Annotated in this window: 11 protein-coding genes; 8 read left to right on the forward strand and 3 right to left on the reverse strand. The window is 69.2% G+C overall.

Annotation, left to right across the window (positions count from 1 at the left end; genetic code table 11):
- Positions 1 to 158: 158 nt before the first annotated feature.
- Genes B0W80_RS05110 through B0W80_RS05130 form a run of 5 tightly spaced genes read left to right on the forward strand, consistent with a single transcriptional unit; the run spans position 159 to position 3,174 of the window.
- Entirely contained in the window at positions 159 to 704 is a 546-nt protein-coding gene (locus B0W80_RS05110) for a hypothetical protein (protein WP_076998041.1), read from the forward strand.
- Between the two features lie 48 nt (positions 705 to 752).
- Positions 753 to 1,259: a phasin family protein gene (locus tag B0W80_RS05115; RefSeq protein ID WP_076998022.1), complete on the forward strand. Its 507-nt coding sequence runs from the start codon at positions 753 to 755 to the stop codon at positions 1,257 to 1,259.
- A gap of 21 nt (positions 1,260 to 1,280) precedes the next feature.
- The gene (locus B0W80_RS05120; RefSeq protein WP_076998023.1) at positions 1,281 to 1,913 is read left to right on the forward strand and encodes a TetR/AcrR family transcriptional regulator; all 633 of its coding nucleotides are present in this window, start codon (positions 1,281 to 1,283) and stop codon (positions 1,911 to 1,913) included.
- 58 nt (positions 1,914 to 1,971) lie between these two features.
- Positions 1,972 to 2,745, forward strand: coding sequence for an alpha/beta fold hydrolase (locus B0W80_RS05125; RefSeq protein ID WP_083745182.1), 774 nt, complete (start codon positions 1,972 to 1,974; stop codon positions 2,743 to 2,745).
- Between the two features lie 45 nt (positions 2,746 to 2,790).
- Positions 2,791 to 3,174 (forward strand): RidA family protein, encoded by a 384-nt coding sequence (locus B0W80_RS05130; protein WP_076998024.1) that lies wholly within the window; start codon positions 2,791 to 2,793, stop codon positions 3,172 to 3,174.
- A 15-nt stretch (positions 3,175 to 3,189) separates the two neighbouring features.
- On the opposite strand, the gene B0W80_RS05135 is transcribed toward B0W80_RS05130, so the two are convergent.
- A complete protein-coding gene (locus B0W80_RS05135) occupies positions 3,190 to 6,411 on the reverse strand; it encodes a bifunctional cytochrome P450/NADPH--P450 reductase (RefSeq protein ID WP_076998025.1) in 3,222 nt (1,073 codons plus the stop codon).
- Positions 6,412 to 6,488: 77 nt separating this feature from the next.
- Positions 6,489 to 7,196: a TetR/AcrR family transcriptional regulator gene (locus B0W80_RS05140; protein WP_076998026.1), complete on the reverse strand. Its 708-nt coding sequence runs from the start codon at positions 7,194 to 7,196 to the stop codon at positions 6,489 to 6,491.
- Positions 7,197 to 7,313: 117 nt separating this feature from the next.
- On the opposite strand from B0W80_RS05140, the gene B0W80_RS05145 reads away from it, so the two are divergent.
- The 3 genes from B0W80_RS05145 (at position 7,314) to B0W80_RS05155 (ending at position 12,575) form a co-directional block, all read left to right on the forward strand.
- Positions 7,314 to 10,631 (forward strand): carboxyl transferase domain-containing protein, encoded by a 3,318-nt coding sequence (locus B0W80_RS05145; RefSeq protein WP_076998043.1) that lies wholly within the window; start codon positions 7,314 to 7,316, stop codon positions 10,629 to 10,631.
- 63 nt (positions 10,632 to 10,694) lie between these two features.
- Positions 10,695 to 12,032 (forward strand): SGNH/GDSL hydrolase family protein, encoded by a 1,338-nt coding sequence (locus tag B0W80_RS05150; RefSeq protein WP_083745183.1) that lies wholly within the window; start codon positions 10,695 to 10,697, stop codon positions 12,030 to 12,032.
- A 165-nt stretch (positions 12,033 to 12,197) separates the two neighbouring features.
- Positions 12,198 to 12,575, forward strand: a complete 378-nt coding sequence (locus B0W80_RS05155; protein ID WP_076998027.1) for a YXWGXW repeat-containing protein — start codon at positions 12,198 to 12,200, stop codon at positions 12,573 to 12,575.
- 46 nt (positions 12,576 to 12,621) lie between these two features.
- On the opposite strand, the gene B0W80_RS05160 is transcribed toward B0W80_RS05155, so the two are convergent.
- Positions 12,622 to 13,347: an LrgB family protein gene (locus B0W80_RS05160; RefSeq protein ID WP_076998028.1), complete on the reverse strand. Its 726-nt coding sequence runs from the start codon at positions 13,345 to 13,347 to the stop codon at positions 12,622 to 12,624.
- Between the last annotated feature and the right edge of the window lie 54 nt (positions 13,348 to 13,401).

Below are 13,401 nucleotides of genomic sequence, written 5' to 3' on the forward strand. Positions count from 1 at the left end.
GGGCGAATTGGGGCAGTTGGCCTAACTATCCGACGCTTCTAGTTTTTCCGGCCTAGGGCTTTGCGAAGAAGATGCGTCCATCGCGTCGAATGAACGGCGCGAGCGAGGACCGGGTCGATGCCCGGCCTCTCGTGTCCATCCACTTCGAGGAAACCAACATGTCCACGCAAACCATCTCTTCCGCAGCCCTCCACGTGGTCGGCCAGTACAACGAAGCCGGCAAGACCCTGGTCAGCGCCTACCGCACCGGCGCCCGCCGTCTGCTCGACGGCGCCGCATCGCGCACCAGCGCCTTCCTGGGTGCCCGCCAGCTGCCGCTGGTGACCGACGACGTCAAGGCCCGCCTGATCGGCGCGCAAGAAAAGGTCAACGGCTTCCTGGCCAACCGCCTCGACATCGACACCAGCCGCGTCGTCGCCGTGATGGACCGCGTTGCAGTCACCACCACCAGCGGCATCGAGTCGGTCGCCAACGTGGCCGCCCGCGTCGAGTCGCCCCTGGGTACCTCGGTGCTGCAAGCCCTGGGCACGCTGAACCAGCCCATCGCGACGATCTCGGTGCAGATCGCCGACCGCATCGCCGACGGCGCGAAGAAGATCGAAGGCCGTGTGGCTGGCGAAGAAACGCCGGTCCAGGTCGTGAAGGCCAAGGCCCGCAGCACGGCCGCGCGCCGCCCGGTGCGCCGCACCACGCGCAAGGCTTGAGTTTCGAAGGCGGACGGTCCGCCTTCTTCCCCGATCCAGGAGCACTGAATGGCGACTCGCCGCGAAGAGGTTGAAACGGTCAAGGTGAAGAAGGCGGCCGGCGCCGGCCGCAAGCCGGCAGCGTCGACGAAGGCGCCGCAGGTCAAGGCGACGCCCGCGAAGAAGGCGGCGCCGACCAAGAAGGCGGCGGCCGCCAAGAAAGCCGCCCCGGCCAGGAAGGCCTCGGCAGCCGACACGAAGGCTGGCTCGCAGGGATTGCTGCGCGCCGGCCTGAAGGCCTTGGGCCAGGTGCGCGACGACGTCGTCAAGCGCCAGACCAACGTGATCGAAAGCCTGCTGGGCATCGGCCAGCCCAAGACCGATGCGCCCGCGCGCGGCTTCGGTCTCGAAAGCTTCGGCATCCGCAAGTTCGAAGACGTGTTCGACCAGCGGGTCGCCACCGCCCTGCAACGCCTGGGCATGCCGACCGCACAGGAGATCCAGGAATTGCGCGAACAGATGCGTCTGCTGCTCGAGCACCTGGACCGCATCGAGTCTTCGGGGCCCAAGCGCTGACGAAGAAGCCCGCACCAGCCCGTGGCGAGCCCCAACACCCGCGAACGCATCCTGCAGGCCAGCCTGGCGCTGTTCAACGCGCAGGGGCTGGCGGCCGTGTCGACCCATCGCATCGCGGCCGAGCTGGAGATGAGCCCCGGCAACCTGCACTATCACTTCAAGGCCAAGCAGCTGATCGTCGAGCGCCTGTTCCGGCGTTTCGAGGAACAGCTCGAGCTGCTCAACGCGTCGTCGAACTCGGTACGTGCCATCGACGACTTGTGGCTCGCACTGCACCTGCGCTTCGAGGCCATCGATGCCTATCGCTTCGTCTACCGCGACATGGCCTTCCTGGCCGGCGAGTACCCGGCACTGGGCCAGCGGGCCCAGGCCTTGACGGCGCAGAACCTCCTGGCCGCGCAGGCGCTGTGCGAGGCCCTGGTGGCCGCAGGTGTCATCGAGGCGACAGCCGAAGAAGCGCAGATGCTCGCCTTGCAGATGGTCTTCACCACCACCTGCTGGCTCTCTTTCGAACGGCTGGTGCCGGGCCGTGACGCCCTGCAGCAGGCCGACCCGGGACTTGCGGCGTTCTACACACTGACGCTCGTTTCCCCCTATGTTTCGCGCGAATCGCGGGCTTACCTTGACTATTTGCGAGGGAAGTACCTCGGATAGCCGATTGACCCGCCGCCTGCCGCTCTTACAGTCGGTCACAAGCACAAAGGAGATGTTCATGATGGCAGCCACCCACGAACCCGTTTCGCCACCCTCGCGCCTGCTGCTGCTGGCGGAGGGGCGCGCCCTTTGGGAAGCCGGTGCGACCCTGGCCTTGTGGCCCCTGCTGCAGTTCGCCCCGCGCGGCGACGGTCATTCAGTGCTGGTGTTGCCCGGCCTGGTGGCCGGCGACTTGTCGACCAAGCTCCTGCGGCGCTACCTGCAGGGCCGCGGCTACGACGCCCATGGCTGGGGCCTCGGCCGCAACCTCGGCCCGCGTGCCGGCATCGAGGATGGCATGGTCGCCAAGCTCGAGTCCCTGCATGACCAGAGTGGCGGCAAGGTCAGCCTGGTGGGCTGGAGCCTGGGCGGCGTCTACGCGCGCCTGCTGGCCTCGCGGCATCCGCAATGGGTGCGCAGCGTCGTCACCCTGGGCAGCCCTTTCACCGGCAGCGCGCGTGCCACCAACGCCTGGCGCATCTACGAGGGCGTGAGCGGCCAGAGCTCGATCGACCCCCGCCGCATGCAGCACGTGCAACCCACCCCCTCGGTGCCCACGACCTCCATCTACAGCCGCAGCGACGGCGTCGTGGCCTGGCAATGCAGCGTCGAAACGGCGGGCCCGCAAGCCGAGAACATCGAGGTCGTGGCCAGCCACCTCGGGCTGGGCGCGCACCCGGCGGTGCTCTACGCGCTGGCCGACCGGCTGGCGCAGCCGCAAGGGGAGTGGAAGCCTTTCGATCGTCGGCTGTGGGGTCCGTTGATCTATCCGGATCCGGCGCGGCCCGACTGATCGGCGAGCGAGAATCTCGGGCCCGAAACTCACGAGCAAAGGCCCATGACACGCAGACTCATCAGCTCCGGCTCCACCTTCGAGCAGGAAATCGGCTATTCCCGCGCAGTGGTCGACGGCGACTGGGTGTTCGTCTCCGGCACCACCGGCTTCGACTACACGACGATGACCATCGCAGACGGCATCGTCGAACAGGCTGAGCAATGCCTGCGCAACATCGGCGCCGCGCTGGCCGAGGCCGGCGCGTCCTTCGACGACGTGGTGCGCGTGAACTACGTGCTGCCGAAGGCGGAAGACTTTCCGCCCTGCTGGCCGGTGCTGCGCAAGTACTTCGGCGAAGCCAGGCCTGCCGCGATGATGATCTCCGCGGGGCTGGCCGACCCGCGCATGCGCATCGAGATCGAAGTCACCGCGCGCAAACGCAGTTGAGGCTGGCGGGCCGGCTCAGCTGCCCGCCCACACATCCAGCACGTAGCGCTTGTCGGCGATCATCTTTTCCAGCCAGGCCTCGCCGTCCTGCCCGTGCTCGCGTGCGATGTCGGACAGGGCACGCCGCACGTCCGGCTCCATCCGCGAGCCGTCCCCGCAGACGTAGACGATGGCGCCCTGGTCCAACAGGCGCCAGACGTCGTTGGCTTGCTCGCGGATGCGGTCCTGCACATAGACCTTGCGCTCGCCGGCGCGCGAGAAGGCGGTGAAGAGCTTCGCCACGCCGCGTTCGGCCCAGGCATTCAGCTCGTCGGCATAGATGAAGTCCTGCTGCGGATGGCGGCATCCGAAGAAGAGCAGGGCCTCGCCGGGCGACGTGCCCTTGGCCAGCTGTGCCTCGCGTTCCTGCAGAAAGCCTCGGAAGGGCGCCAGGCCGGTGCCGGGGCCGACCATGATCAGCGGGCGCTGCGCATCGTCCGGCAGTCGAAAGCCCTCGGCCGTGGTCTCGCGCACCACGCCGTGCACCAGCTCGCCAGGCTCGGCGCGCGCCAGGTAGTTGGAGCACACGCCCTCGAACCGCCCGAGGCCCGAGCGCGCCGCACCGCTCACCACGCCGACCGTCACGCTGCAGCGGCCGTCGTCGACCGAGGGCGACGACGAGATCGAGTAGTAGCGCAACGACAGCGGAGACAGCATCTCCAGGAAAACGGCGAAGGGCGGCTGGCACGCCGGAAACTCTTCCAACAGATCGAGCACCGACTTGCGCTTCTGCAGCACCTCGCTGCGGTACAGCGCGGCAGCGGCTTCGTCAGCACCCGACAGCGCTTCGAGCTTCGGCCGCGTGAACGGGCACTGCGTGTGGGCCGCGAGCGTCGCGATCTGCTTGCGCGTGGCCACGTCCTGCAGCTCGACGTAGTCACCCAGCAAACGGTCGACCGCGACCACCTCATCCACCGGCAGTGCCGCCTTGCGTCCCGGCATGGCCTGCAGCCGCACGTGGGCCTTGCGATCGAAGCCGAAGCGGGCCATCGCGCGGTCGACCTGGGCCGCGCCGTTGCGCGGCACCACGCTCAGGTGGTCGCCGGCGCGGTAGCTCACGCCCTCGGGCAACTGCAGTTCCACGTGACGGGTGGATCGGTCTTGCGCGGCGTCGCCGCTGATCGTCTGCAACTCGCGGTTCGCGAGCACGCGCAGGCTCACGGCGCCGAGCGCATCAACCAGCGCGTTCTTTTGCGGCGGCGGCATCTCCTCGACCGTGTAGAGCGGCGCGCTCTGCAGCGGCACCGAGTCGGCCGCCTTCAGGTCGAAGGCCTTCGCCAGCTTCGGCCACAGCGCATCGCTCCAATCCTGGAAGGCGCCGTCGAGGTCTTCGCGTGCATCGCCTTCGCCGCGTTCGTGCACACGGGTGGCGCCCAGCACGCCCAGGCGCTCGTCGATGCGGCGCGGCACCGCCTGGTAGGTGGACGCCCAGTCGGTGTTGCCGCAGCCGAAGACGCTGAAGCGCACGCCTTTGAGCGAATCGTCGGCCTGGTCCAGCCAGCGGTGGAACTCGGCCGCGTTGTCGGGCGCCATGCCGTTGTACGACGCGCAGACGATCGCCACCGCGCCTTCGGCCGGCAGCCGTTCGGCGTAGTCGTCGAGCGAGGCGAGCTGCGTGGAGTAGCCGCGCATCTCGGCGGCTTCGGCCAACTGGCGCGCCAGGTCTTCGGCGGTGCCGAGGTTGGAACCCTGCAACACCAGCAGGGACGTGCCGTGTCGCGCGACCTGCGGCTTGGCAGCGGCCGGCCGCTCGGCAGCGGCCGCGACCGGCTGCGCCAGCAGGTGGTCGCCACGCGCACGCGTGGCCGGGTCGCGCGGCAGTGCGCGGATCTTGAAGTCCTCGGGCTTGATGGTGAGCGCTTCGCGGATCTTCAGCTTGTAGCCGGTGTGGTCGAGCAGGTCGAAGCGTTGCAGGATCATCCCCAGCGTGAGCACCGCCTCCTGCAGCGCGAACTGCCGCCCGATGCAGGCGCGCTGGCCGTTGCCGAAAGGCTTGAAGGCGTTCACCGGGCGCTCGCGCTCGGCCTCGCGGCTGAAGTGGTCGGGGTTGAAGCGGTCGGCGTCCTCGCCCCACACCGCCTTGTCGCGATGCAGCGCCAGCGCGTGCAGGATCACCATGTTGCGCTTCTTGATGGTGAACTGGCCGCCGATCTTCGTGTCCTCCTTCGCGGCCATGGCGACGGCCGGCGCGGTGGGGAACATGCGCAGCGATTCCTTCAGCACCTGCAGCACGTAGGTGAGGCGGTTCACCTGCGCGTAGGTCGGCTTCACCGACAGGTCGGGCCCGAACACGCTGTCGACCTCGGCCTGCGCCTTGGCCAGCGCCTCGGGGTTGTTGAGCAGGAAGTAGATGGCGAAGGAGAGCAGCCCGCTGGTGGTCTCGTGGCCCGCGATCAGGAACTCGATGCACTCGTCGCGGATCTGGCGGTCGTCGAGCCGCTCGCCGGTCTTCTTGTCGACGCCCGCGATCATGTAGCTCAGCAGATCGGGCTTGGTCGCGATGTCGGCACCGCTGGCCCGCCTCTCCTGGATGATGTCTTCCACCATCTTGTGCATGTAGCGGATGTCCTTGCGCTGCTGGGCCAGCTGCTTCTTGAGCATGAACTCCTCGAGCGGAATGCCGCGCCGGTTCTGCACCGTTTCCAGCGTGCGCACCATCGCATCGACGAAAGGATGGAAGCCCTCGCGGTAGAAGGAGTTGAAGCGGTAGCCGAAGCCGCACAGGCCGATGGTGTCGAGCGTGAGCGCGGTCATGTCGCGCACCACGTCGATCTCTTCGTCGAAGTTCAGGCGCTCCCACTTGGTGACCAGCTGTTCGGCGATGTCCAGCATCATCGGGTGATAGGCCTGCATCGCGCGCTGGCTGAAGTTGGCCAGCAGGATGTTGTGCGGCTTCGACCAGGTGGACTCGTGCGTGTCGGAGGTGAAGAGCCCGTGCGACAGCGCCCGCAGGCGGCGCAGCGTGCCCTTTGTGCTCTTGTCGAAGCGCTTCTCGTCGCACAGCTCGTCGACCAGCGCGGCCGACGACACCACGATCACCGGCATGCCGGGCATGTCGAGCCAGTAGATCTCGCCGAGGTCCTGCGCGATCTTCCACATGTCGAGCACCGGCGAGTCGGAGCCGATCGACAGGATGTTGCCCACGAAGGGTTTCCGCGCCGGGTGCGGGATGGGGTGGAGCGGGTTCTTGCCTGCCATGATGTTCTCGTTCCTCCAGTCGCCCGCGTGCGCGGGACATCGCAGTATCCAGATGCCGCCGTGCGCGGCGGGCAGGGCTATCCCTTAGCGTCTCGGTCGCGGCCCGGGCTGCCCGCATCGCCGCGCTCGCGCAGGCCCAGCACGCGCCATGACAGCCTTGCCAGCTCGGCCACCAACGCGTCGGGCGAGAGCCGGCCATCCGGACGGTACCAGCTGTAGAGAAAGCCCGGCAGGCTCAGTGCGGCCAGCGCGGTGAGCTTGGTCTCGCGGAAATCCAGGTCGCCGTCGCGCCGGGCTTCTTCGAGCAGCGGGCACAGGCGGTCGTAGAAATGGTGGGCCAGCTTTCGCTGCGCCTCGACGTACTCGGGCCGGTACACCTGCGGCTCGCGGTAGGGAAAGAAGGCGCAGGGATGGTGCGCGACGGTGGCGCGAATGAGCCGTTCGATGCCGTCCTTCACCTTCTCGACCGCGGGGCGCGGATCGGTCTCCGCGAAGTCGAGCGCGGTGAAGCAGTCGACGGTGGGGCGCCACGACAGCGTCTCGAAGATCTCCTGCTTGTCGCGGAAATAGTAGTAGACGAAGGGCTTGGTGACGTCGAGCGCGCGCACGATCTGCGCCATGGTGGTGTTGGCGTAGCCCTGTGCCGCAAAGAGGGTCGCCGCGGCCTGCAGGATGCGCTCGCGCTGGGCGTCGGTGCCGGCGGTGGCGACCCGCTGCCGCCCGGTGCCTTGGGGAAGATCGGTGCGCGCAGAGGGTTTGTGCGGTGTCGCCGAGGTTCTACCCATCGGTAGGATTGTTGAAGCACCATGCGGGACCAGGCCCTATCGATAACCCTGTGAGAGTGACGCCATGGAGACTATGACGCTTTCCGGCCGCCTGCAAGTCCGCGGGTGATGGCGGGCATGTTCAGGAAGATCCTGATCGCCAATCGCGGCGAGATCGCCGTGCGGCTGGTGCGTGCGCTGCGCGACCTCGGCATCGGCAGCGTGGCGGTTCATGCCAGGGACGATGCGGCCGCGCTGCACGTGCAACTGGCGGACACGGCCGTGGCTTTGAACGCGACCGGCCCCGCCGCCTACCTGGACGGCGCGGCGCTCATCGCCGCGGCGCGCGAACAGGGCTGCGACGCGGTGCATCCCGGCTACGGTTTTCTCAGCGAGCGCGCCGACTTCGCACAGGCCTGCGCCGATGCGGGGCTGCGCTTCATCGGGCCCACGCCGGATCAGTTGGCGTTGTTCGGCGACAAGGCGCGGGCCCGCGCGCTCGCGCAGCAGTGCGACGTGCCGGTGATGCCCGGCAGCGAAGGGGCGGTCACGCTGGCCGAGGCGCAGGCCTTCTTCGCGGCGCAAGAGGCCGGCGGAGCCGGGGTCATGCTCAAGGCCATCGGCGGCGGCGGCGGCCGCGGCATGCGGGCGGTGCTGAAGGCCGCTGACCTGCCCGAGGCACACGCGCGCTGCACGTCCGAAGCCAGGGCTGCCTTCGGCGTGGAGGGCGTGTACGTCGAGCGACTGATGCGCCATGCACGCCACGTCGAGATCCAGGTGATCGGCGATGGCCACGCGGTCGCCAGCCTGGGCGAGCGCGAATGCACGCTGCAGCGCCGCTTTCAGAAGCTCGTGGAGATCGCGCCCAGCCCGTCGCTGCCGGCACCCTTGCGCGAGCGACTCACGCAGGCCGCGCTGCGCATGGCGAAGGCGGTGGGCTACCGGGGACTGGGCACCTTCGAATTCCTGGTCGACGAGGATTCGCCCCGCCTGCCCTTCGTCTTCATCGAGGCCAATGCGCGCTTGCAGGTGGAACACACGGTGACCGAGGCCGTGACCGGGCTCGACCTGGTGCAATTGCAGATCGGCGTGGCAGCGGGGCAGGCCTTGGCCGAACTGGGTATCGAGGCCGACCGCAGCGTGCCGCAGCGCGGCTTCGCGGTGCAATGGCGCATCAATGCCGAAACGCTCGACACGCAGGGTCAGGCGCGACCCGCGGGCGGCATGCTGTCGCGCTTCGACCTGCCGTCCGGCCCGGGCGTGCGCGTCGACACGCACGGCCACACCGGCCTCGCGCCCTCGCCGCACTACGACACGCTGCTGGCCAAGCTGATCGTGCATGCCGCCTCGCCGCGCTTCGACGACGTGGTGCGGCGCTCGCAGCGGGCGCTGCAAGAATGCCGCATCGAGGGCATCGCGACCAACCTCGGCCTGCTGCGCGCGATCGGCGAGCGGCCCGAGTTCGCCACGCAGAATCTGCACACGCGCTTCGTCGAGACGCATCTGGCCGACCTGCTTGCGGCCGTATCGCGCATCGATGCGGCACAGTCGAAGGACGGTCATCCGCAGGCCATCGATGCGAAAGCCGCGCAGGCCGAAGCGGACGACGAGCGCGGCGGCCTGGTGGTGAAGGCGCCCATGCCCGCCCGCCTCGTGCAGTTCGAAGTCGCGGTCGGCGACGAGCTGCCGGCCGGTGCGCAACTGGGCGTGCTCGAGGCCATGAAGATGGAGCACCTGCTGCATGCGCCCGTGGCCGGCCGCGTCGTCGCGCTGCTGGTGGCGCCGGGCGACTACCTGGTCGAAGGCCAGTCGTTGCTGCGGCTCGAGCCCGTGGACGCGCAGTTCGTGAGGGCCGAAGTGCGAGTCGAGCAGAACCTCGACGCCATCCGTCCCGACCTGCAGAAGGTGATCGATCGCCACGCCGTCACGCTCGACGCCAGCCGGCCCGCCGCCGTCGCCAAGCGCCATGCCCAGGGCGGCCGCACCGCGCGCGCGAACATCGCGGACCTGTGCGACCTGGCCGCGGACCCCGGCAGCTTCATCGAGTACGGCGCGCTGGCCATCGCCGCGCAGACGCGCCGCCGCACGCTCGACGACCTGGTCGCCAACACGCCGGCCGACGGCATGGTCACCGGCATCGGCAGCGTCAACGCGTCGCTCTTCGGTCCGCAGGCATCGCGCTGCGTGGTGATGGCCTACGACTACACCGTGCTGGCCGGCACCCAGGGCATGCGCAACCACCAGAAGACCGATCGCATGCTGGGCCTCGCGCACCAGCTCGGTTTGCCGGTGGTGCTGTTCGCCGAAGGCGGCGGCGGCCGGCCGGGCGACACCGACATGCCCATCGTGGCGGGCCTCGACAACCACACCTTCAGCGGGTTCGCGGCGCTGTCGGGCAAGGTGCCGGTGGTGGGCATCGTGCACGGCCGCTGCTTCGCGGGCAACGCGGCGCTGCTGGGCTGCGCCGACGTGATCATCGCCACCGAGGCCAGCAACATCGGCATGAGCGGGCCCGCGATGATCGAGGGTGGCGGGCTCGGCCGATTCGCACCCGAGCAGATCGGGCCGAGCAGCGTGCAATCGCGCAACGGCGTGATCGACATCCTGGTGAAGGACGAAGCCGAAGCGGTGGCCGCGGCCAAGCAGTACCTCGCCTACTTCCAGGGTGCGACCCAGGAATGGCAGTGCGCCGACCCGCGCGCACTGCGCCATGCGGTGCCCGAGAACCGCCTGCGCGTCTACGACATGCGCGCCGCGATGCGCGGCGTGGCCGACACGGGCTCCCTGCTGGAGCTGCGCGCCGGTTTCGGCGCCGGCGTCGTGACCGCGCTGGCCCGCATCGAAGGGCGGCCGGTCGGGCTGCTCGCCAACAACCCGCATCACCTCGGCGGCGCCATCGATGTGGAAGCAGCCGACAAGGCGGCGCGCTTCATGCAGCTGTGCAATGCGCACGGTCTGCCGCTGGTGGCGCTGTGCGACACGCCGGGCTTCATGGTCGGGCCCGAGATCGAAGCCCAGGCGCAGGTGCGGCACGTCTGCCGCATGTTCATGGTGGCGTCGCACTTGCGCGTGCCTTACTTCGCGGTCGTGCTGCGCAAAGGCTATGGCCTCGGCGCGCAGGCGATGACCGCGGGCGGCTTCGACGCGCCGGTGTTCACCGTCGCGTGGCCGACCGGAGAGTTCGGCGCGATGGGGCTGGAAGGCGCCGTGCGGCTGGGATTTCGCAAGGAACTCGACGCCGTGGCCGAGGGCGCGGAGCGCGACGCGTTGTTTCGCAAGCTCGTGGCGCAGCAGTACGCGAACGGCGAGGCCATCAACATGGCGCAGACGCTGGAGATCGACGCGGTGATCGATCCGGCCGACACGCGGGCCTGGCTGGTTCGCGGGCTGGCATCGGCATCGGCCTCAGGCTCGACCATGCAGCGCCCCCCCGCGCCCTTCATCGACACCTGGTAGCGCGCCGAAGCCCCTGCGCGCCGCCGACGTGGATGGCCTTCCGTACACTGGGCCGCTTTGCGCATGGACCCGATTTCACGACGACGCTTCGCCCAGAGCGGGCTCGCGCACTGCGCGGGCCTGGGCTTGCTCGCAGGCCTGCCGCCGTGGGCCGCCGCACAGTCCGCGCCGGCATCGGCAACGCAGTGGGCTGCGAGCTGGGCCGGTGCGCCGCTGGACTACCTGCCCTTGCCGATCTTTCCGGGGCTGCCCGCGCCACCGGCCGAGCGCCTGAGTTTCGGCGGCCAAAGCCTGCGGCAGCGCATGGTGTCCACGCTGGGCGGGTCGCTCGTGCGGGTTCGCTTTTCCAATCTCTTCGGCCGGCAGCCGCTGCACGTCGTCGAGGCCAGCGTGGCGCTGAGCACCGGCGCGGAGGCGGTCTCGCCTGCGAGCCTGCAGCGTTTGCGCTTCGGCGGGCGCGCCGTGCTGACCATTGCGCCTGGCCAGGAAGCCTGGAGCGACGGCACGAAGCTGGACGTCGCAGCGGGGCAGGCGGTGGCGGTGAGCTACCAGGTGCAGGCAGGCACGCCGTTCGCCACTCGCCATCTGCTGGCCACCACCTCGACCGTGCCGGGCGCGGCCGTGATGCGCGCGGATTGGCGCGGCGCCATGCCCTCGCAGGTCAACCACGTGGTCACGGGCCTCGACGTCGCCGCCCGCGCTGCGCCGCGCGTCATCGTGGCCTTCGGCGATTCGATCACGCAGGGTGCGGCCGGCGTTTCGCAGGAGAGCTATCCCGACCGGCTGGCCGCGCGCCTGCGCGACATGCCCAAGAGCAATGGCAATGGCAACGGCGACGCCAACGCCAACGCCAACGGCAACGTCGGCCATGGCGGCTTCGCGGTGATCAACGCCGGCATCGGCGGCAACCGGCTCCTGCTCGACGGCACCGGCCCGCGCGCGCTCGACCGCTTCAAGCGCGATGCGCTCGGGCAGAGCGGCGTGACGCACGTGCTGGTGCTGATCGGCATCAACGACATCGGCGTCAGCCTGCCGGTGCCGATCCAGGCCTTGTCGCCCACTTTCAGGCCAGCCACTGTCGAGCAATTGACGGCGGGCTTGCAGCAGTTGATCGACCAGGCGCGGCAGCGGGGCGTGAAGCTGCTGCTCGGCACCATCACGCCTTTCAAGGGCGCGGCCTACTGGAGCGAAGAGAAGGAAGTGCGGCGACAAGCCTTGAACCGCTGGATTCGCGGCCGGCAGGAAGTGGATGGCGTGATCGATTTCGACGAGGCGCTGCGCGACCCTGCCGATCCGTCCGCCATGCGCGCGGCCTGCGACAGCGGCGACCACCTGCACCCGGGCCCGGCGGGCTATGCGGCGATGGCCGATGCCATCGACTTGCGCGAACTCCGGGAGTGATGTCGTTCCAGAGCAACTTGGGTGCGGCAAAAGGTACTCAAAGCGCCCCGGGGCTGCAACAAGAGGCGACAGAGCTTTACAAAACACTTCAGACGCGGCTTACACGGGCTTCACATGGGGCGCAGAGGATGAAGGCTCCTCCAACAACTCATGAGGTGAACACCCATGAAAAAACTCGCGATCTCTTTGGCTGTGGCTGCAGCTTCCGTGCTGACAGTGGGAGCCGCAGTCACCGTGCCCACCACGGCACAGGCGCAACCGGCCGTCATCATCCAGACGCCGCCACCCCCGCCGCGCGTCGAGCGCGTGCCGCCGCCCCGTCGTGGCTACGTGTGGGCGCCGGGCCACTACGAGTGGCGTGGCGGGCGTCACGTGTGGGTCAACGGCAACTGGATGCGGGCCCGTCAGGGTTACGCATACCGCGCACCGGAATGGCGTGAACGCAACGGCCGCTGGGAATACGACCGCGGCCGCTGGGACCGGGACGGCGACGGCGTACCGAATCGCAACGATCGGCGCCCCAACAATCCCAACCGCAGCTAAGTGCTGATCCAACACCCGCTTCGGCGGGTGTTGCGCTTTCCGGCCTTCAGAAAAGCCGGAACACCAACGGCATCAGCAGCGCCGCCAGCACGACCTGCAGGCCCAGCGCGAGCCCGGCATAGGCGCCCGCATCGGCGTTGACGTGCAATGCGCGCGCTGCGCCGATCCCGTGGGCGATGGTGCCGAGCGCGAAGCCGCGCGCCGCGAAGCCACCCGCGTCGGTGCCGATGCGCAAGGCGTCGAAGAGGTACTTGCCCGTCAGCGCGCCGATCATGCCGGTGAGCACGGCGAACACGGCGGACAGCGCGGGAATGCCGCCGATCTTTTCCGAGATGCCCATGGCGACGGGTGCGGTCACCGACTTGGGCGCGAGCGACACCACCACGTCGTGCGGCAAGCCGACCGCCCAACCCAACGCGACGGCCGAAGCCGCGGCTGCGACGCCGCCCAGCAGGGCAGCGAGCAGCACGCGGCCGAAGCGGGCCTTCAGCTCCGCGCGGCGCTGCCAGAGCGGCCAGGCCAGTGCGACCACGGCCGGACCCAGCAGGAAGTGGATGAACTGCGCGCCCGCGAAGTAGGTCGGGTAGTCCACGCCGGTTGCGACCAGCCCGCAGGCCAGCACCACCACCGACCACAGGACGGGGTTGGCCCAGGGAGCACTGTCGAGCCGCGTGTAGGCCGCATTGGCCAGCAGGTACACCACCAGCGTGGCCGTGAGGCCGAAGAGCGGCGTGGCGGAGAGATAGATCCAGAGCGCGACGAAACGCGGCACGGCCTCAGTCCCTCGCCTCGGCCTTGTCGCGGCGGGCAGGCCAGTGGAGCACCG

The organism is Variovorax sp. KK3, from assembly GCF_001984055.1.
In the GTDB taxonomy this organism is placed as follows: domain Bacteria; phylum Pseudomonadota; class Gammaproteobacteria; order Burkholderiales; family Burkholderiaceae_C; genus Variovorax.